The sequence below is a fragment of the Kitasatospora sp. NPDC101801 genome (assembly GCF_044766665.1).
Classification (GTDB): Bacteria; Actinomycetota; Actinomycetes; order Streptomycetales; family Streptomycetaceae; genus Kitasatospora.
This window is the reverse complement of the sequence record NZ_JBIWML010000005.1, coordinates 22,518-41,733: the sequence shown is the minus strand read 5'-3', so window position 1 is coordinate 41,733 and position 19,216 is coordinate 22,518. Positions and strand designations below refer to the sequence as shown.

Below are 19,216 nucleotides of genomic sequence, written 5' to 3'. Positions count from 1 at the left end.
GCTCCGGGCGTCTGTGCGCCCGGCCGGCTGGATCACCGCCCGCTGTTCACCAAGCGCCGCACGCGCCGGCTCGGCCCGGAGCGCGGACGGCACCCCGAAGGAGACCCCGCAGTGCCCTGGAAGTCCCAGCTCACCTGGACCGGCCACACCGCCGGCAACGCCACGACCGTCCACGAGGGCCGCACCTGGCACCTGTCGAAGCACCTCAGCCCGCCGGACGACCAGGGCCGCTACAGCCCCTACGAGCGCTGGTACCTCCACGCCGACGACGGCCACGGCCAGCCGCAGCCCGAGCTCGCCAGCGCCACCCTGGGCCGCAACCGCGTCAACGCCCAGCGCCTGGCCGAACTGATCATCACCGGCTGGGAGAACAGCCAGCAGCTGCGGCCCGGCGATGGCGTCCAGCTGTGGCGGCGTACCGCCGGCGAGGGCGACGGCGCGCTGGTCCCGCTGGACGAGCTCCTCGCCGGACGGCATCGCTGACCGCGACTTCCGGGCTCGGCACCGAGATTGGTGGGATGCGTCTCGCTCATGGGCCGAGGCTCTGAGCTGATGTTGCCGGTCGGGCCTCCGTTGGCGCGGATGCCCGACCGGATCAGTGGAGTTGTTCGGCCAGGCCGACGATGATGCCCTCCGGGCCGCGGACGTAGCAGAGCAGGTAGCTGTCCTCGAAGCGGGCGATCTCGCCGAGGAGTTCGGCGCCGTGGGGGCGCAGGCGGGTGACGGTGTCCTGGAGGTCGTCGACGGCGAACATGACGCGGTGGGTGCCCAGGATGTTGTGGGGGCGGTTGCGGGGTTCGGTGCTGGTCGCTGCCGGGCTGCGGTACTTGGCGAGCTCGAGCCGGCTGTGGCCGTCGGGGGTGCGGATCATCGCGATCTCGCAGTGGACGCCGTCGAGTCCGGTGCACTGGTCGGCGAAGAGGCCCTTGACCTCACCCCTGCCCTCCAGTTCCATTCCGAGTTCCACGAAGAACGCGATGGCGGCATCCATGTCCTCGACGACGATGCCGACGTTGTCCATCCGCTGAATCGCCATGCTGGTCTCTCCTTCTTCCTGGTGCAGCCGGGGCCGGCCGCCGCTGCTGTCCCTGGGACGGAGCCGGTGGCCCGTTCTCGACATCCTCCGCCGAGCAACTTACGGGGCCGGGGCATCGGTGAACGGTGGTGGAACCGTGTGCGACCCTCTGGCGAACCCGGGTCGGTCGGTGGGGTACCGGTCGGTACGCTCCGGCGAATGAGGACTCTGCTGAAGGTTGTTGCCGTGATCGCCCTGGGTCTGAGCCTCTTCGGGGGGTGTGCCTGGTCGAACCACAGCAGGGGTGTCCCGGAGTGTGACGGGAAGGCCATGGAGCCGGGGGACAGCTGCCGGACCGTCGGGCGGGGTGGCGGGTCGACCCGGACGTACGAGGAGACGAAGCGGAGCCTGGCGGATTCGGTCCCGGTGGACCGGGCCCTGGTGTTCGGCGGCGCCGCGGTCTTCGTGGTGACGGTGGTGGCGGTCCGGGCCACCCGGCGGCGGGAGGGGCGGGAGGCGGCCTGAGAGCTGAGGCACCGTCAGGCGCGGGCCACGGACTGGGGGAACGCGAACACCTGGTCGGGGTCGTACTGCCGGGTCACCGACTTCAGGCGGGCCAGGTTGCCGCCGTAGTAGGCGGTGCCCCAGTCGGGAAGGGTGGCGTCGATGTAGTTGACGTAGGCGCCGGTGGCGCCGAGTGCCCCGAGACCGTCGCGGATGGCGTCGACGGCGGCGGTGGCGGCCTGTTGTCCGGCCGGGGTGGCGCCGGCGTAGATCTGGGCCGAGGCGAGCGCGGAGCGGTGCGGGAAGGCGGTCGCGTCGGGGGCGAGCCGGGAGACCGCGCCGCCGAGGGAGTCGAGCAGGAGGTCGATCCCGGGGTGACCGGTCATCAGCCGGGTCACCTGCTGGGCGTCCAGCGGGGCGGTGAGGATGCGGGAGGCGGCGACGAAGCCCTCGCGGGGCAGCCGGCCGCCTTCGGAGACGGGGTGGCACTGGGCGATGGTGTCGTTGGCGCAGCCGGCCATGTACTTCATGGCGTCGAGGTAGCTCTTGCTCTGGGCGGTGCGGGAGGTGGGCTGCGTCCCGGCGGCGGTGACCAGCCGGTCGAGCAGCGGGTCCAGGTCGCCGGGGCGGCCGACGTAGCAGCCGCCGACCCGGGCGGTGGGCCGGTCGGCGCCTGAGACCACGCAGTTGGTCCAGAGTTCCGACGGGGCGTCGGCGATCCACTCCTGCCAGGCGCCGACCACCGAGGTGGCCGCCTCGGCGGGGAAGCGCAGGGCGAAGACGGTCAGGTCGGGCGCGGGTTCGGTGCTGAAGGTGAACTCGGTGACGACGCCGAAGTTGCCGCCGCCCCCGCCGCGCAGGGCCCAGTAGAGGTCCGGCTCGCAGGACGGGGAGGCGGTGAGCAGCCGGGAGTCGGCGGTGACCACCCGGGCCGAGACCAGCCGGTCGCAGGTGAGCCCGTACCGGCGGCTGAGCACGCCGATCCCGCCGCCGAGGGCGAGGCCGCTGATGCCGACCGTCGGGCAGGAGCCTGCGGGCAGCAGCCGTCCGGCGGCGGCCAGGGCGGCGTAGACCTCGATCAGCCGGGCGCCGGCGCCGACCCGTACCGTGCCGTCGGGCTGGACCTGGACCCGGGCCATCGGGCGGAGGTCCATCACGAGCCCGTCGTTGGGCACGCTGTAGCCGAGGTAGCTGTGGCCGCCGCTGCGGGCGGCGATCGGTACGCCGTGACCCCGGGCGGCGTCCAGGCAGCTGCGTACGTCGTCCGGGGAGGTGCAACGGGCGACCGCCGCCGGGAGTTGGACGTCGTTGAGTTCGTTGTAGCCGAGCCGGGCCACGGCGTAGCCCTGGTCCTGCGGCAGCAGCAGTCGGCCGTCGAGCCGGGCCTTCAGGGCCGACCAGTCCGGTGGGGCGGTCGTGTCGCGGGGTGCCCGGGGTCGGTCCGGTCCGGTCGCGTAGGCCCGGCCGGTGCCCGTCAGGGCCATCGTGCCGCCGATGCCCAGGGCGGTCAGGAACCCTCGTCGGTCCATCGTCCTGCACTCCTTCCGGTCCGGGAATGCGGTCAATTCGCCAGGTCACGGTAACCGTCGGGCCATCGGCGGCCACGGTGACGCGCCGTCAACTGCGGAACGGCTGCGCCCGATTCACCGCATGGCCCCGCAGCGCAGCGGTGCACCGGCGGACCGGGGTCAGGCCGCTCCGACGGTGGCCGCCGGTCGGGTGCGGGCCGGTGTCCGGAGGGCGGGCAGCGAGAGGGCCACCGCCAGTGGCACGGCCACGGCGATCAGCCCGAAGGCGGCGGACGAGCCCTGGGCGGCCGCCACGTAGCCGCCGAGGGTGAGGCCGACGGCATGGCCGGCGGTGTTCGCCACCGAGCCCCAGCCCTGGAGTTGCATCCAGGCCCCCGGCGGGCTGATCAGGTCGAGGATCTGGAAGCCGAGCGCGGCCAGCGGGGCCACGCAGAGCCCGGCGAGGGCGAAGGCCAGGCCGACCGGCGCGGGGCCCGACACCACGGCGACGGAGGCCAGACCGCCGCCCAGGCCGAGCGCGAGCAGCACGAAGCGGACGGAGACCCCGCCCCGCCAGCGGAGCGCGCCGTGGACCAGGCCGCCGATCACGCTGCCGACGCCCATGATCGTCAGGTAGGTCCCCACTGAGGCGAGGGTGGCGCCCTCCTCGGTGGCCCGCTGGGTGAGGGCGACCTCGATCAGGCCGAACGGCGCGGCGAGCAGGGCCATGCCCAGGACGAAGCTGCCGGCCGTGAACCGGCCGGGGGCCGCCGGTGCCGGCCGGTCGGTGGACTCCGGGCCGGGCCCGGCGGGTGCGTCGTCGGCCGTACCGGTGAGGGCGGGCAGACCGGCCGCCCGGAGGAACCGGACGGTGCCGACGGCGGTCAGCAGCGCGGCGGCCACCAGCACGGGCCGGACGCCCACGGCGGTGACGGCCCAGGCGGCCAGCGCGGGCCCGCCCAGGTAGACGACCTCCAGCAGGACGGAGTCCAGCGCGAACGCGGTGCCGAGCTCCTCCGGCGGCAGGGACCGTTTGGTCACCAGCCGCGTGCAGGAGGACAGTGCGGGCACCGACGCCCCCTGGAGGAAGGCCAGGGCGACCACCACCCAGTCCCGGCGGTCACCGGTGACCGCCAGGGCGAGTGCGGCCAGGGCGAGGACCTGGCCGGCCGCGAAGGCGGCCACCACCCGGGGCAGCGGGAACGCGTCGAGCAGTCGCCCCTGGACCGGCGCGCCCGCCGCCATCCCGACCACGGCGGCGGAGCTGACCCAGCCGGCGAACTCGAGCGAGCCGGTGCTGATCCTGGTGCCGAGGAACAGCGAGAGGGTCACGGCGCCGAGCGGGATCCGGGCGACGAACGACCAGAGCAGGATCCGGCGCAGCCGGCCGTACCGGGCCAGCAGCCGGAGTTGGGCCGGCGCGCTCATCGGGGGCCCGCCGTGACGGTGCGGCCGGTGGCAGGGGGAAGGGGAAGGGCGGCAGGAATGGTGGGACTCCTCGTGGTGGTCGGCTCGGAGTGGTCAGCGGCTCAGAACGGGTTGAGCACGCGGGCGCGGGCCGAGGGCAGGGCCGTGTCCGGGTGCGACAGTTCGCGCAGCACGGTGGCCTTGCGCAGCCAGCGGTCGGTGCCGTCGTACCGGGCCCGGAACGGCCGTCGGCCGTGCACCGCCCGGTGGTTGTTGATCAGGAGCACGTCGCCGACCGGGACTTCGACGGGCACCAGGCGGTCGGCGAGCTGGGCGCAGAGTCCGTCGAAGGCGCGCCGGGCCGCCGGATCGGCCTCGGGTGCCCGGGTGAACGCCGGATCCACCCGGAGGGCGGGGGAGTCGCGGCGGCCGTGCAGGACGGCGCTGAGCCGGGGTTGCGGCCGGTCGGCGGCGGGAAGGCCGCGCAGGTGCTCGGGGTCCGGGCTGATCAGGAAGCGCGGCTCGAACAGGACGTCCAGGTCGAGCGCGGCGAGGTCGAGCGATCCGGTGGTCGCCAGGGTGGTCGGCACCCGGTCGACGTTGCGCAGGGTCAGCAGTGCCAGCAGGTCGCAGCGCCGGTCGTGGAAGGCGTCCTCGACGTGGAACGCCAGCTCGGTCGCGCTGCCGTGGCCGGTCTGCTCCTCCTCCTCGCCCTTGATCGGGAGCACGTCGCCGAGCAGCCGGGAGCCCTGCAGCGTGCTCCAGCAGACCGGCTCGCCGAGCTGGGAGGCCAGCAGGGTCAGCCAGAAGTCCTGGTACCGGGTCGCGCCGGGGACGCGGTCCTGCCAGTGGCCGGGAGTGGGGGGCACGCCGTCGCCGACCGGTCCGCCCCGGACCACCAGCGCGGCAGTGTCGTCCAACTCCCGCATCTGGAAGAGACGCTCGTGCAGGGCCAACGGGAGGGCGGCGCCGAGACCGGGGGCGTCGCGGAGGAAGGCCGGGGCGTCGGCGCGGTCGTAGCGGCGCACCAGGCTGTCGAGCAGTGACCGCAGGCCGGGCCGGTCGGCCGGGTCGACGGTCGTCTCCGCGATGTCGGCGGGCAGGGTCGGAGCCATCGTTCACACCTCCGGGTGCAGGGCCGCCGCCAGCTGCGACAGCAGGGTGGTCCAGGGCAGGTCGGGGAAGCGCTCGGCGACGATCTCCTGATTGCGGGTCAGGGCGTCGAGGGCGTCCCGGTCGCCGTCGCGGGTGCGGGCGATCCAGTCGGCGAAGGCGGCGCCGGCCTCCGGGTAGGCGCCGGGCAGGACCCGGACCTGGCGGAACCCCGGGCCGTAGACCTCGTCGAGGACGCCGTAACCGGTGCTCGCGCAGGGCACCCGCACCAGCGCCGCGAGCGCGGGGCCGAGGCCGACGCTCTCGACGTCGGGGCGGTTCGGGGTGAAGAAGACACCACCGTGCGAGGCCGCGCAGAGGGCCAGCAGGTCGGCCTCGTCCAGGTGCCACCGGCCGTGCCGGTCCCGGTGGCTGGCGAGCGGCACGCCGTCGAGGAACCGGACGTCCGCCGCGACGTCGAACTCGTCGACCGCCGCCAGGACTTCGGCGGCGTACTCCGGGTCCTCGCCGAGCGAGCCGAAGACCAGCAGCACCGGATCGGGCTCGCCCCGCCGCCGGGTCTCGGCCCGGACGGCGGCGAGCAGTTCGACGGACAGCTCGACGCCCTTGACCCGGAAGACCCGGACCGGGCAGAGCACGACCGGACGCTCCGGGCCGATCCCGAACCTGGCCAGGAACTCGCGGTGACGGTCCGTCGGTCCGGGCCGGACCACGGGCAGCACGTTCGGCACGGTGGTCGGCCGCAGCGCGGTCGGGTAGCCGTCGGCCTCGGTGGCGAGCCCCGGCGAGACCACCGCCCAGCGGTGGGACGGGTGGCCGCCCGGCAGTGGCGTGAAGGCGTTCGGCCGCACCGGGTAGACCCGGGTGGTGCCCTCGTGGACGGCGTAGCTGCCGAACAGGTCGTGGTCCCAGAACAGGATGCCGCCGGGCCGGCCGTCCGCCCAGTACCGGGCCGCCGCGCGGTGCAGGGCGAGGGTGACCGGCACGGCGTCGGTCAGGGTCATGTTGACGGCGACCGCCCAGTCGACCCGGTGGTCCGTCAGCAGCCGGGCGAAGTGCTCCTCGTACGGGCCGGCCAGCAGCTCGATCCGGGCGTCGAGCTCCCGGCTCTCGTCGGGGGAGAGGGTCTCGCCGATCGCCACCCGGTCGCGGATCCAGGTCAGTTCCTTCGCCAGCCGGGCGCTGTCGGCGACCGGGCGCGCGGTCGTGACGTCCAGCCAGTCGGGGTGGCCGGTCGGGTCGCTGCCGTCGGGGTAGAAGGCGGGCTTGTCCGGCCGCCAGGAGAAGCCGAGATCGGCGGGGACGGGCAGGGTGAGCTCGTGCTGCTGCCGAGCCAGGGCGACGACGTTGCGGAACACGGTGAGCAGGCCGCTCACCGGCAGCCCGTCGCCGGATATCAGGGCGAGCCTCATGGGCGGACCTCTCGTGCCCCGGCGGCCGGGGCGGTGGGTTCGGACGGGCCGAGCGGGAGCAGCGCCGCGAGGCGGCGGGCCAGTGCCAGCACGGTCAGGGACGGGTTGGCGGCGCCGCTGCGGGGGAACGAGGCCGGGCCGGCCACGTACAGCCCCCGGGTGCCGCGCAGCGCGTGGCCGTCGTCGAGCCACCGGCCCAGCGGCAGCGTGCCCGCCTCGTGGTACTCGGTGCCCAGCGGCCGGGTCCAGGTGACCGGCACCGCGTCGGCGGATGCCTCGTCCACCCCGGGCAGGACGTCCTCCAGGATGCGTTCGGCGCTCTCGAAGTCCGGGAACCCCAGCGGCGTCGCGGTCCGGCCGGTGGCCAGGCAGAACTGCTCCCAGAACTCCCGGAGCGCGGTGCGCTGCGCCGCGACCACCTCGGTGTCCTGGGGGCCGAGGCCGCAGCTCACGGCGGTGGTCCACGGGGCCTGCGGATCGGCGTCGGGGGTGAACCGCAACACGCCGTCGGCGCAGGGCAGTTGTTCGCCCATCAGCCAGGTGTCGAGGACCACGGCCCCGGTGCGGTTGCGGTAGAGGCGGACGAACAGATTGGAGCGGGCGGCCGGCGGCCCGGGGGCGTACAGGAAGGCGCCCGCGTCGGCGGCCGCGGCGATCCCGGCCGGGATCCCGTCCGGCGGCAGTGCCACCACGAAGCCCTGCGCCAGGTGGTCGACCAGGCCGTCGAAGGGCTCCCGCCGCCCGAGGCTCTGGGCGACGATCCGGGTGGACTCGACGGTGCCGGCCGCGAGCACGACGGTGCGGCAGCTCACCGTCCGGACGGCGCCGGCCGGCCCGGAGCGGACGGTCACCCCGGTGACCTGACCCTCGGTCAGCCGGACGGACAGCACCCGGGTGTCGGCGGCGAACCGGGTCCGCCGGGAGTCCAGGCCCTGCTCCCAGTGGGTCAGCGGGCTGTACGCCTCCCAGCGGTGGTCGGCGGGGCCGGGGACGGCGCGGACGGCCTGGGGTGCGCGGACCAGCCGGACCGATCCGAGGTCGAGGGTGTCCGGCCCGGCGGCCGGGGCGGGGCCGTCGGCCGCCGCCCAGTCCCGCAGGTCGTTCCCGACCCGGGTGAGCAGCGACGGCCCGTCCTGCCAGGACCGGGTGAGGTCGCGCACCACGGCGGCCGGCCACCAGGGCTCCCGCAGCGCCCAGTTCTCGACCGGCAGGGTGACGCCGTGCCAGTACAGCGAGCGTCCGCCCAACCGGCGCCGCAGGCCCGCGACCCCGAGGTAGTGCGGGGCGCAGTGCGAGCTCCACGGCCGCCAGAAGTGCGGGTCACCGTCCGGGGCGAGCCACATCCGCAGCGCGGTGTCGGCGTCGTGCGCCGCGTTGACGTGGGCCAGGTCGTCGGCCGGGCCGGCCTCCAGGACCAGGACGTCGGGGGCCCCGCGCAGGTCCAGCTCCTTGGCGATCTCCAGGCCGGCCATCCCGCCGCCGACGACCACGACGTCGGCGTGCTCGGGAGGCTCGGGGCGTCGGCCGGTCACGCCGTCACCTCGTCCAGCACCGCGAGGCCGGACGGCGGGACGGCGAGCGCGGTGAGGCCGCTGCCGAGCCTGACGGGCCCGCTCGCCACCAGGTCGCCGCAGGCGTCGAACGTCTCGTGCCGGAAGTCCCGTCCGGGGCCGGTGAGTTCGATCGCCACCCGGTCGGCGGTGCCGCCGTTCACCACCGTGGTTCGGGCGGCGCGGGGCAGGCCGACCACCCGGTCCTCGTGCACGATGACCACGCACTCCTCGTCCCGGACGGCGGTGATCAGCTGGTAGAGGCCGTCCGGGCGCCCCGGCTCCAGGGTGCCGCCGGTCAGGGTGGGCTGCAGGCGCCGCCACTGGCCGAGCCAGAAGGTGAGCATCCGCCGGTGCTCGGCCGACAGGTCCGCCAGCCGGGCCGAGAGCTGCGGGACGGCGTGCAGGACGGCGATGAGCTGCCGGGCCGCGATCTGCGGGGTGCTCAGCGGATCCCACATCAGCATGTCGGAGTGGACGGCGCCGCCGACGCCGAGCAGCGAGATGTCGATGGTCCGCACCCGGTTGTCGACGGCGTCCGCCGGGCAGTCGTCGGCCCGGAAGAGGTTGCCGTACGGCGCCATCGCGGGGCCGGCGTACGGCTGGCGCAGCTCGATCAGGACGCCCGGGCGGACCGCCTCCAGCGCGGTGCGCAGCTGGTCGAGCAGCAGGCCCATGGCGGCCCCCACGTCGGCGGTGTCGGCGCCGGGCGTGGGCGGCGTCCCGGCGTAGACCATGACGTCGTTCAGGAAGTCGAACTTCAGCCCGTCGAGCCCGTAGTCGGTCACCAGCCGGACGCCGGTGCGCACGACGTGGTCGCGGACCGCGGGCAGCCGCGGGTCCAGGACGTGTGCGCCGGGGGCCGGGGCGGCCAGCGGTGCGGAGCCGGCCAGCGTGCCGAAGGCCGCCGACCGGGGGCCGAGGAGCAGCGGGGCGACCCAGAGCAGGTACTTGAGGCCGAGGGCCTGGACGGCGGCGACGTGCGCGCGGAGGTCGGGGAACTTGGCGGTGTCGGGGAGCCAGTCCCCGACACCGGCGTAGCCGCGGCCCGAACCGTGCTCCTGCCACCCGTCGTCGAGCAGCAGCACCCCGCACCCCAGCTCGGCGGCGAGCGCCGCCTCGGCCGCCACCGGTGCGGCGGCGACGTGCTGGCTGAAGGCGTACCAGGTCGAGTAGGCCGGCCCGTCGCCGCCGGGCGGCAGCGGGGGCAGGGTGACGTCCCGCCGGATGCGCTCGCGCAGCCGGCGCATCGCGGTGGCCACGGTGGGTGCGGTGCGGGCCAGCAGCAGCCGGTACGGGCGCGCCCCCGGGTCGACGTGCAGGTGGACGACGTAGGTCTTGTGCTCCTCGGAGACGCCGAACAGCATCCGGCCGCCCGGGAGGTGATCCAGCGTCACGAAGGTCAGCCGGGTCTGCCCGGCGGCGCCGTAGAGGCAGCCGGCGATGGTCCCGTCCACCAGCGAGGCGCTGGCCCGCCCACCCCAGTCGGCGACGATCGTGCGCTCCCAGTGACACTCGGGGTGCCAGAAGCCGGCCGCGTCCCCGAGCGGTACCGAGAGCCGGACCTCCAGCTCGCCGTCGCCCCGGAGGGTGAGCAGGGAGACCTCGTCGGACTCGTGCGTCAGCTCCCAGCTCGCGCCGTCCCCCAGCACCGCGATGCCGATCTCGTCCAGCAGGGGTCGAACTTCGGCGGGTGCGAGCTCCGCCGTCGTCACGCTGAGCATCCTGGCTCCTCCTCGGCACGGGTGCGGGCCCGTCGGATCGGGCCGCGCCGCGTCAGGCTACCCACGTCACCAGATGACTTGCCATCAGATTAGGAAAAGTTTCATTGCTGATTTGCTTGCAGTGATGGAAGTCTGACGCAGTATTTGCAGATAAGCCCTGCAAGGGTGCATGGAGCCAGAGGGGGAGCCAATGGGAACCGCACGGGCCGCCGGACGCGTCCGGCTGGGCAGCCGGACCGACGTGGAAGTGACCGAACTCGGCCTGGGGCTCGCCCCGATCGGCGGCCTGTACCGAGCGGTCGGCGACCGGTCGGCCATCGCCACCGTGGACCGGGCCTGGGAGCACGGCATCCGGTTCTTCGACACCGCGCCGCTCTACGGCTACGGGCTCTCCGAGCAGCGGGCCGGGCACGCCCTCGCCGGACGGCCGCGGGCCGGGTTCACCCTCTCGACCAAGGTCGGCCTGCTGCTGGAGCCCGGCGGCCCGGACACCCAGGAGGGCTGGCCGGAGGGTGAACTCACCGGCGTCGCACCACGGTTCGACTTCTCCTACCGGGGCACCCACCGGGCCCTGGAGCAGAGCCTGGCCCGGCTCGGCACCGACCACGTCGAGATCCTGCACATCCACGACGCCGACCGGCACTACCAGCAGGCGATGGCCGGCAGCTACCGGGCGCTGGCCGAACTCCGCGCGGCCGGCGTGGTGCGGGCGATCAGCGTCGGGCTCACCCAGGCCCCGCTGCTCGCCCGCTTCGCCGAGGCGGCCACCGACCCGCCGTTCGACTGCGTGCTGGTCGGCGGCCGGTACACGCTGCTCGACCAGTCGGCGCTCGACGAGCTGCTCCCGCTCTGCGCGGACCGGCGGATCACGGTGATCGCCGGCGGGGTGTACAACTCCGGGGTGCTCGCCGCCCCGGTGGCCGGCGCGCACTTCCACTACGAGCCGGCCACCGACGCGGTGCTGGCCAGGGCGCGGGCCGTCGAGGCGGTCTGCGGCCGGTACGGCGTGCCGCTGCGAGCCGCCGCCCTGCAGTTCCCGCTCGGACACCCCGCCGTGCGGTCCGTCCTGGTCGGGGCGCGCTCGCCCGAGCAGGTCGACGACAGCGTCGCGATGTTCGAGCTGCCCGTCCCCGGAGCCCTGTGGGCCGACCTCAAGGGCGCGGGCCTGCTGCCGGAGCACGCCCCGACGCCGCAGCACTGAGGGCCACCGCCGGAGGTCCGGAGGTGGCCCTGCCGGGTGCCTGACGCCCGGTCAGCAGCGGCCGGCCGGGTTGTCGCGGACCACCAGGTCGGTGCGGCCCAGGGTGCCGTCCAGCCAGAGCACCCGGTGCCCCGGTCGGCGGCGTGCTCGTACTGGCCGCCCCGGTTGCAGGAGACCCGGGCGGGGGTGCCACCGGTGATCGGCAGCTGCCAGAGCTTGGGGAGGACCGCGTTGGTCCAGCCGCCGGCCGGCTCGCCGCTCCCGGTCCGGAAGCTGCCGGCCTGGTCGGAGGCGGTCGGGCCGACCAGCCTCGGGGCGTACGCGGAGTCGGCGGGGAGCAGGCCGGTCACGCCCGAGGCGTCCTGGGCGCCGGAGCGGATGGCGCCGCGCGGGTTCGGTCCGGCCGTGCGCTCCACCAGAGCAGGCGTCCGCCCGCGAGCAGGGTGGCGCCGACCGTGCCGGTCGACTCGTACCGGGCGGTGGGTTGACCGGTGGTCAGCGAGTGGACGGCTGCCGCCGAGCGCTGCCGGTCAGCGGCGGTCCACGGCTCGCTCCGGCCCAGCACGCCGTCCTTGAGGGTGAGGTTGCGGGCCTGGAGGCCGCCGACCGGCCCGGCTCATCGGTCGGCGGCCTCCAGTGCCGTGCGCTGGGCGAACCACCGCACGGTGGTCACCCCGTCCCGGCCCCGCAGGGCGTCCGGCCGGACCGGCAGACCGAGGGTGCCCCGGAGGAACTGGCCGACCAGGTCGGCACCGGCCGCCAGCGAGATCGGCAGCCCGCCGGAGAAGCGCGGGTTGACCTCCACCACCCGGGCCGGTCCTTCCTCGTCGAGGAAGCCCTGGACGTTGCACACGCCGGTCAGGCCCAGCGCGACCGCCAACTCCGCCACCAGGACGTCGATCCGGGCGTCGGTGAAGGTGGTGCCCCGGGTGGAGATGCCCGCCCGGGTCTGCGACCGCCAGCGCGGGACGGTGCCCAGCACCGTCCCGTCCCGGTCGATCAGGCAGTCGGCGGTGAACTCACGGCCCGTCAGCCGGGTCTGCACCAGCGGCTCCGGGACCCGCCGCAGCAGGGTCGGGAAGTCGGCCGGGTCGTCCACCGGGTACACGTCCCGGGAACCCCGGCCGAACCGCGGCTTGACGATCCACGGGCCCGGCAGCTCGCCGGGCGCCCCCAGCGCGCTGCGCGGGCCCGCCACGCCCGCCGCCTCGATCCGCTCCGCGAAGGCCCACTTGTCCAGGCAGTCCGACACCGCCCGCCCGGCGGGGAACCAGGCCGCCACCCCCTGGGCGGCGAACTCGGCCTCCAGGCCCGCCACTCGGAGCAACTCCTCGCCCACCGTCACGACCACCGCCGCGCACCGCTGCGCCACCGCCGCCGCCAGCAGGCGGCGCGGGTAGTCGGGCGCGTCGGCGAACGGCAGCAGCACCGCCGGGTGCCCCAGGTGCAGCCCGGCGGCGTACGGGTCGCAGTCGGCGGCCACCGGGACGGCACCCAGCGCGGCCAGCTCCTCGACCACGGCGACGCCCGCCGGGCCGCCGCAGCCGGTCACCAGGACCCGGCGGCCGGCCAGGTCGGGGGCAGTGGGGCGGTCGGTCGGGTTCACGGTCGGGGTCCTTCGGTCAGCGGGGGTTCGGCGGAGCGGGCGCGCCGTCGGCGGGGCAGCCGGACGGCGATCAGCAGCAGGACGGCGGCGAGCAGCAGCGCGTACGAGAAGACGGTGCCGCCCCAGTCGTGGAAGGTGACCATGGCGGGGATGCCCGCCCCCTGGCCGACCCAGAGCACCGCGGCCAGCCGGACCAGGTTGCCCAGGGCCAGCACCGACACCGCGAGCACCGCCCCGCCGACCCGCTGGCGCCGGCTGCCGCCGAGGATCAGCAGCGAGACCCCGGCCGCCGCCGCACCCACGGTGAGGGCGGAGCAGGAGGGGGTGACCCGGATGTAGAACGGCTGGTAGCCGTGGAAGCCCCGGACCAGGTTGGTGCCGGGCACCGAGCGGGTCAGCTCCAGGCCGGTCCAGCGGGCCAGCCTGGCGGTCGCGGCCGCCTCCAGACCGGTCACCGGACCGGCCGCGTACCAGCCGAGCAGGACGGTCAGCCCGACCACCGCGAGCACCCGCACCAACGGGTGGCCGAGCCGGACCCGGCGGGCGCTCACGTGGCCGCTCCCCGGGCGTTGGGCGCCTGGGCGGTGCGCTCGGTCTTCACCCAGGAGTAGCGCGAGCCGGCCCAACCGTCCAGCAGCGCACGGGTGCAGAGCAGCATCGAGACCACGAACAGGAACGGGAACAGCAGCAGCGGCAGCACCTCACGGCGGCCGGCGCCGGCCCGGATCAGGCCGCCGCCGATCTCCAGCACGGGCCCGGCCGCCATCAGCGGGGCGACCGGCCAGAGCAGGCCGACCGTGGACAGCCCGGGCAGGCTCAGTTCGAGACCCGCCAGCAGCACGGCGGCCACGCAGAGCACCGGCACGTGGAACACGTACAGGAACAGCAGGGCCTCGGCCTTCTCCGGCCACCCCAGGTGCGGGCTGCGCAGCAGCTGCCCCCGGTAGTCCCGGCAGACCTGCTGGTGGCCGCGCGCCCAGCGGTAGCGCTGGCGGTAGTAGGCGCCGAGCCCGGTGACGGCCAGTTCGGTGTCGACCGCCCGCTCGGCGTAGCCGATCCGACGGCCGCTCAGCCAGACCCGGAGCGAGAGGTCGGTGTCCTCGGTGACCGAGGCGACGTTCCAGCCGCCGAGTTCGCGGAGCACCTCGGTGCGCACCGCGCAGTTGGCGCCGCCGTACGCGGGCAGGCCGAACACCCGGGCCCGGCCCGCCATGTTGACCAGGTAGCCGCAGAGGTAGTCCACCGCGACCAGGCGGGCGATCACGCCGTCGTCCGGGTTGCGGACCACGCAGCGGCCCTGCGCGGCGGCCACCTTCGGGTCGGCGAACGGGCGGAGCAGCTCGCGCAGGCAGTCGGGGGCGGGCTGGTGGTCGGCGTCGAAGACCACCACGATCTCGCCGGTGGCCAGCTCCAACGCGTCGTTGAGCGCGGCGGACTTGCCGCCCACCGCGTCGGCGGCCCGGCGCAGCAGCTGCCAGTTCGGCCGGTTCCCCAGGGCGGCCGCCAGCAGGTCGCCGGTGCCGTCGGCGGAGCGGTCGTCGACGAAGATCACCTGGAGCCGGTCGGCCGGGTGCTCCAGCGCGGCCAGCGCGGTGGTCAGGCCGTCCACCACCTTCGCCTCGTTGTGACAGGGGATCAGCACCGTGACCCGGGGCGGGTCTACGGGCCCGGCCGGCTCGGCGGGGGCGGGGCGCAGGGCGGCGGTCAGGAAGACCAGGTGGCGCAGCAGGTAGGCGGCGAACACCGCCGTGAGCAGCAGCACGGCTGCTCCGTGCACCCAGCGCGGCGCCAGCACCAGGGTCGCGACCAGCAGGGCCGCAGCGGCCGGCCGCAGCAGGACGGTCCGCCTCACCGGCCGGCCTCCCCGCCGCAGAGCGCGATCAGCTGGTCGAGCGCCTCGGCCGTGGTCGCGGCGGCGCGCCAGAGCCCGGCCGGGTCCGGCCGGCCGGCGTACTCGCCCTGGCGGACCCGCAGGGCCCGGATGCCGAGCGCCTGCGCCCCGGCCACGTCCTTGTCCGGGCGGTCGCCGACCATCACCGCGTCCGCCGCCGAACAGCCCAGCACGGCCAGGCCGTCCAGGAAGCCGGACGGGTGCGGCTTGCGGTGGCTGCGGCCGTGCGGCTGGTCCGTGCAGACCACCGCCCGCAGCGCCGGGCCGAGCCCGGTGGCGGCCAGCTTGGCCCGCTGCTGGTCCGGGTTGCCGTCGGTCAGCAGCACCACCGGGACCAGTGCGGCCAGCCGGGGCAGCCGCTCGGCCACGCCCGGGTAGGGGGTGAGCACGGTCGGCCGGAAGGTCTTGAACGCCGCCACCAGCGCGGGGGCGGCCGACGGGTCGGCGCCCAGCTCGGCCAGCGCGCCGTCGATCAGCCCGCCCCGGTCGCTGCCCGCCTCGGCGGCGCGGTGCAGCGCGGCCCGCAGGGCGGGGCCGTCCAGCCCGAGCCGGGCCCCGGCGGCGGCCACCTCGGCCCAGGCCAGGGCGAGGAACTCGGCCTGCGGGTAGAGGGTGTCGTCCAGGTCCAGCAGGACGCCGAGCGGCGCCCGGTCCGCGCTCACACCCGGCCCTCGGACCCGGCGGTGCGGCGGGGCTGAGGGATCGCCAGGGACCGGACGCTGAGCAGCGCGCGGGTCACCGAGAACCCCTCGGCCTCCGTCACCCGGGCCTGGAAGCCCCGGAACCTGGCCTGCGCGGACAGCGCCTCCAGGTCCACCCGGCTCGCGCCGATCACCTGGGAGACGTGGTGGCGCAGCAGGGTCAGCTTGTCGGGCAGCAGCCCGGTCACGTCGCCGAACACGGTGGGCTGGAACTCCAGGGTGGAGGGCGACTCGTAGTGCAGCACGCTGGACAGCGCCCGGGCGGCCGCCACCGTGGCGTCGGCGGCGGCCCGGTGGTCCTGGTGCGAGTCGGCCGGGGCGTGGGTGAGCACCAGGTCCGGGCGGACATCGGCGAGCACCTGCCCGATCCGGTCCACCAGGGCCGGGCCGTGCACCAGTTCGCCGTCCCGGAAGCCGCCGTCGACCAGGTCGGCGCCGAGGTGGTCGGCGGCCTGGCGCTGCTCCCTGGCCCGCAGGCCCGGGTCGCCGGGGCCCAGCCGGCCGTCGGTGAGCACCAGCATGGTCACCTCGGCGCCGTCCCGGCGGGCCCGCAACAGCGTGCCGCCGCAGCCGAGTTCGATGTCGTCGGGGTGGGCTCCGACAGCCAGGACGCGGGTCACGGGGAGTCCTCCTCGACGGTGCGGCGGGTGCCGGGTTCGCGCAGGGCCAGCAGGTCGTGCCGGTGACGGTCGGTCAGCAGCCGGGCGATCCGCTCGGCGGAGCGCCCGTCACCGTACGGGCAGGGCATCGCGGCGATCCGCCGCTGTTCGCCGGGGGTGAGCAGGGTGCCGGCGGCGGCCAGGGCGCGGTCCCGGTCGAGGCCGGCCAGGACGGCCTGGCCCAGCGCGACGCCCTCGGGGCGCGGGGTGCTCTCGCGGAGCACCACGGCCGGGACGCCGAACCAGCCGGCCTCCTCCTGGAGGCCGCCGGAGTCGGTGACCACCAGGGCGGAGCCCGCGATCAGCTCCAGCATCCGGCGGTGCGGCTGGGGTTCCAGCAGGGTGAGGCCCGGGTGGGTCAGCCGGTCCGTCAGGCCGAAGGCGGCCAGCCGGTCGGCGGTGCGGGGGTGGACCGGGAAGACCACCGGTGCGTGCCGGTCGGCGAGTGCCCGGACCACGGTGACCAGGGCGGCCAGTCGCTCCGGGGTGTCCACGGTGCCCGGGCGGTGCGCGGTGACCAGGACGCCGCTGCGGTCGGCGGGCGCCGCCGGCTCGACGCCGGAGGCCCGCAGCACGTCGCAGACGGTGTTGCCGACCAGGTGCACCGCGTCCTCGGGGACGCCCTCGCGCCGCAGGTTGGCGACGGCGCCCTCGGTGGGCGCCAGGTGCACGGTGGCCAGCGCGGCCGCCACCTTGCGGTTGGACTCCTCCGGGGAGAGCGGGTTGCCCGAGCGCAGCCCGGCCTCGACGTGGGCCACCGGGACGCCGTGCCGACGGGCGGCCATCGCCACCAGCGGCACCGTCCAGGTGTCGCCCTGCACCACGGCCACGTCCGGCCGGTCGGCGGCGAAGTGCGCCAGGGCGCGGCCGAGCAGCGTGGCGACCCGCTCGGACTCGTCCCAGGCCAGCGTCCAGCGCTGGTCCGGTTCGACGCCCAGGCCGGTGAAGAAGGACCCGGCCATCCGCTGGTCGTGGTGCTGCCCGGTAGCGACCACCCGGACCTCGGCGCCGGCGGCGCGCAGGGCCAGGGCGACGGGTGCGAGTTTGACGATCTCCGGGCGGGTGCCCGCGAACAGGGTGGCCCGCAGGGCCCGTCCGGGGCGTGCCGCCCCGGACGGGCCTTCGTTCTGAGTGTCCATCAGGCGGACGGCACCTCGAGGCCGCTGCGGCGCTTCTGCCAGGCCAGGTAGCCCGCACCGGCCGCCAGCGCGGCGCCGGTCAGGACGGCCGGCATGCCGAACGCCGGGGTGTCCACCACGGAGGTGGTGCGGGCGATGGTGACCCGGTCGACCTCGGTGCCGGCCTTGGCGCCCTCAACCGAGATGGCCCGCATGGTCAGGGTGGCCCGGCCGCCCGGGGCGGCCGGCTTGACGTCCACCGCGATCAGGTTGTGGCCGCGGTAGCGGACCCGGGACCAGGCGACCGTCTCGGCGGTCTTGCCGCCCGAGCCGCTCCAGGCGTAGCCGGTGACCCCGGCGGAGTCGTGCACGTTGCCCGCGTAGCTCTCCGGGCCGTTGGCGGGCAGGCTGTAGAGGCTCGCGCCGCCACCGCCGGCCACCACGTAGGTGGTGCCGTCGGCCACCGGGTCGACGGTGTCGCCGACCGCGACCGCGCGGGTCGCGGTGCCGCCGCGGATCGGGTCGGTCCGCTCGTACATGTGGTTGTGGCCGTTGACCACCAGGTCGACGTTGTACTTGTCGAACAGCGGGGTCCAGGAGGTGCGCACCCCGCCCTCGGAGGCGTGACTGGTGGTCACCGCGTAGGCGCAGTGGTGGAAGAAGACCACGATGAAGTCGATCGCCGGGTTGGCGCGCAGGTCCTTGAGGGTCTGCTCCAGCCAGCTGGTCTGGGCGCCGCCGGAGTAGCCCCGGTTGGCCGGGATCTCGTTGCTGACGTCGTTGGCGTCCAGCGACAGCACCGCGAGGTTGCCGTAGGTGAAGGCGTACACCGACGGGCAGTTGGCCGGGCCGTTGGTGGGCAGGTCCAGGCGCTTGGCGTGGCCGCCGTAGCCGTTGGGGGAGTACCAGGGCTCCATGTCGTGGTTGCCGGTGGCCACCATCCACGGCACCGACTGGGCGACCGGCTCGATCTGGGTCAGGTAGCTGTCCCAGACCTTCGGGTTGTACGAGTCGGTCAGGGTGCCCCGGCCGCTGGAGTCGGCGTAGCAGATGTCGCCCGCGAGCAGGTGGAACACCGGCTTCTGGGCGAGGATCTGGGTGTTCTCCAGCGCCGCCTGGGTGCTGGCGCCCTGGTCGCCCATCGCGGTGAAGGTGAACGGCTCCAGCGAGCCGCCGGAGCCGGCCGGCGCGGTGGTGAAGCTGTTCACCGGGCCGCCGGCGGCCTCCAGGCCGTCGTGGCCGATCGCGTAGTAGTAGGTGGTGCCCGGCGCGAGGCCGTCCAGCGCGGCGTGGCCGTAGAACTGGTCCAGCGGCGCGGCGGTGCCGTACTCGCTGTGCAGGCTGCGCAGGTCGCCCTGGACCAGCTGGCTCAGGTCGTTCGCCGAAGTGCCGAGCCGCAGCACCGGGTTGGAGACGGCGGCCGGGACCTGCCAGGCCACCCGCATCTGCTTGGTCGGGTCGTTGCCGAAGGCCAGGTGGCGGCCGAACGGGGTGACGGCGTCGCCGGAGGCGGCGTGCGCGGAGCTGGTCAGCAGGGTCGGTCCGACCGCGACGGCGGCGGCGCCGACGGCGCTCGCCTGGAGGAAGCGGCGACGGGAGACGCTCTTCCTGACGTCCTGCCAGTAGTCGTACTGCTCGGCGATGGTCATCTCGTCGGCGCGGCGACGGGACACCCGGAACCCGGGGAGGTCCACCTGGTTGCCTTTCTCGGTGGTACGGCAATTCGGAAGGGCGCGTTCCGCCCCGGTGAGGCTCGTCGGTCACCGTGACCGGCCGGGTGTCGGAGGGTGAAGCCCCGGCATTGGCC

The 19,216-nt window shown here is 75.3% G+C and carries 18 protein-coding genes; 3 read left to right on the top strand and 15 right to left on the bottom strand.

Annotated features, from left to right (window positions below):
* Positions 1-111: 111 nt before the first annotated feature.
* The gene (locus tag ACIRPK_RS09305) at positions 112-483 is read left to right on the top strand and encodes a hypothetical protein (protein WP_403035263.1); all 372 of its coding nucleotides are present in this window, start codon (positions 112-114) and stop codon (positions 481-483) included.
* Positions 484-595: 112 nt separating this feature from the next.
* Here the strand turns inward: ACIRPK_RS09305 and ACIRPK_RS09300 are convergent, their stop codons facing one another.
* Positions 596-1,036, bottom strand: coding sequence for a VOC family protein (locus tag ACIRPK_RS09300; RefSeq protein WP_403035261.1), 441 nt, complete (start codon positions 1,034-1,036; stop codon positions 596-598).
* Between the two features lie 198 nt (positions 1,037-1,234).
* Here ACIRPK_RS09300 and ACIRPK_RS09295 point away from each other — a divergent pair, with 198 nt between their 5' ends.
* Complete coding sequence (locus ACIRPK_RS09295; protein WP_403035259.1) at positions 1,235-1,540, top strand: hypothetical protein; 306 nt, start codon at positions 1,235-1,237, stop codon at positions 1,538-1,540.
* Positions 1,541-1,554: 14 nt separating this feature from the next.
* Here ACIRPK_RS09295 and ACIRPK_RS09290 read toward each other — a convergent pair whose 3' ends face one another.
* The 6 genes from ACIRPK_RS09290 to ACIRPK_RS09265 all read right to left on the bottom strand — a co-directional run bounded on the left by ACIRPK_RS09290 (position 1,555) and on the right by ACIRPK_RS09265 (position 10,233).
* Positions 1,555-3,048 (bottom strand): FAD-binding oxidoreductase, encoded by a 1,494-nt coding sequence (locus ACIRPK_RS09290; RefSeq protein WP_403035257.1) that lies wholly within the window; start codon positions 3,046-3,048, stop codon positions 1,555-1,557.
* Between the two features lie 159 nt (positions 3,049-3,207).
* Positions 3,208-4,455: an MFS transporter gene (locus ACIRPK_RS09285; RefSeq protein ID WP_403035255.1), complete on the bottom strand. Its 1,248-nt coding sequence runs from the start codon at positions 4,453-4,455 to the stop codon at positions 3,208-3,210.
* 101 nt (positions 4,456-4,556) lie between these two features.
* Entirely contained in the window at positions 4,557-5,549 is a 993-nt protein-coding gene (locus ACIRPK_RS09280) for a TauD/TfdA family dioxygenase (RefSeq protein ID WP_403035253.1), read from the bottom strand.
* Between the two features lie 3 nt (positions 5,550-5,552).
* On the bottom strand, positions 5,553-6,959 hold the full coding sequence (locus ACIRPK_RS09275) for a hypothetical protein (protein ID WP_403035251.1): 1,407 nt from the start codon (positions 6,957-6,959) through the stop codon (positions 5,553-5,555).
* Positions 6,956-8,491 (bottom strand): GMC oxidoreductase, encoded by a 1,536-nt coding sequence (locus tag ACIRPK_RS09270; RefSeq protein ID WP_403035249.1) that lies wholly within the window; start codon positions 8,489-8,491, stop codon positions 6,956-6,958. Before ACIRPK_RS09270 ends, ACIRPK_RS09275 begins: the two co-directional genes overlap by 4 nt.
* A complete protein-coding gene (locus ACIRPK_RS09265) occupies positions 8,488-10,233 on the bottom strand; it encodes a glycoside hydrolase family 36 protein (RefSeq protein WP_403035247.1) in 1,746 nt (581 codons plus the stop codon). Before ACIRPK_RS09265 ends, ACIRPK_RS09270 begins: the two co-directional genes overlap by 4 nt.
* 190 nt (positions 10,234-10,423) lie before the next feature.
* On the opposite strand from ACIRPK_RS09265, the gene ACIRPK_RS09260 reads away from it, so the two are divergent.
* On the top strand, positions 10,424-11,434 hold the full coding sequence (locus ACIRPK_RS09260) for an aldo/keto reductase (RefSeq protein ID WP_403035245.1): 1,011 nt from the start codon (positions 10,424-10,426) through the stop codon (positions 11,432-11,434).
* 346 nt (positions 11,435-11,780) lie between these two features.
* Here the strand turns inward: ACIRPK_RS09260 and ACIRPK_RS09255 are convergent, their stop codons facing one another.
* The 8 genes from ACIRPK_RS09255 to ACIRPK_RS09220 are packed head-to-tail and all read right to left on the bottom strand — an operon-like array spanning position 11,781 to position 19,103.
* On the bottom strand, positions 11,781-11,999 hold the full coding sequence (locus ACIRPK_RS09255) for a hypothetical protein (protein ID WP_403035243.1): 219 nt from the start codon (positions 11,997-11,999) through the stop codon (positions 11,781-11,783).
* A gap of 51 nt (positions 12,000-12,050) precedes the next feature.
* The gene (locus tag ACIRPK_RS09250; protein WP_403035241.1) at positions 12,051-13,040 is read right to left on the bottom strand and encodes an ATP-grasp domain-containing protein; all 990 of its coding nucleotides are present in this window, start codon (positions 13,038-13,040) and stop codon (positions 12,051-12,053) included.
* Positions 13,037-13,591, bottom strand: coding sequence for an exosortase/archaeosortase family protein (locus tag ACIRPK_RS09245; protein WP_403035238.1), 555 nt, complete (start codon positions 13,589-13,591; stop codon positions 13,037-13,039). The genes ACIRPK_RS09250 and ACIRPK_RS09245 overlap by 4 nt, the downstream gene beginning before the upstream one ends.
* Positions 13,588-14,892: a glycosyltransferase gene (locus ACIRPK_RS09240; RefSeq protein ID WP_403035235.1), complete on the bottom strand. Its 1,305-nt coding sequence runs from the start codon at positions 14,890-14,892 to the stop codon at positions 13,588-13,590. Before ACIRPK_RS09240 ends, ACIRPK_RS09245 begins: the two co-directional genes overlap by 4 nt.
* Positions 14,889-15,593: an HAD family hydrolase gene (locus ACIRPK_RS09235; RefSeq protein WP_403035233.1), complete on the bottom strand. Its 705-nt coding sequence runs from the start codon at positions 15,591-15,593 to the stop codon at positions 14,889-14,891. The genes ACIRPK_RS09240 and ACIRPK_RS09235 overlap by 4 nt, the downstream gene beginning before the upstream one ends.
* Entirely contained in the window at positions 15,590-16,252 is a 663-nt protein-coding gene (locus tag ACIRPK_RS09230; protein ID WP_403035230.1) for a PIG-L deacetylase family protein, read from the bottom strand. The genes ACIRPK_RS09235 and ACIRPK_RS09230 overlap by 4 nt, the downstream gene beginning before the upstream one ends.
* Positions 16,249-17,430 carry a non-hydrolyzing UDP-N-acetylglucosamine 2-epimerase gene (gene wecB, locus ACIRPK_RS09225; RefSeq protein ID WP_403035228.1) on the bottom strand — a complete coding sequence of 394 codons (1,182 nt, stop codon included), beginning with the start codon at positions 17,428-17,430 and terminating at the stop codon, positions 16,249-16,251. Before wecB ends, ACIRPK_RS09230 begins: the two co-directional genes overlap by 4 nt.
* Complete coding sequence (locus ACIRPK_RS09220) at positions 17,430-19,103, bottom strand: purple acid phosphatase family protein (protein WP_403035225.1); 1,674 nt, start codon at positions 19,101-19,103, stop codon at positions 17,430-17,432. Before ACIRPK_RS09220 ends, wecB begins: the two co-directional genes overlap by 1 nt.
* Positions 19,104-19,216: the final 113 nt, after the last annotated feature.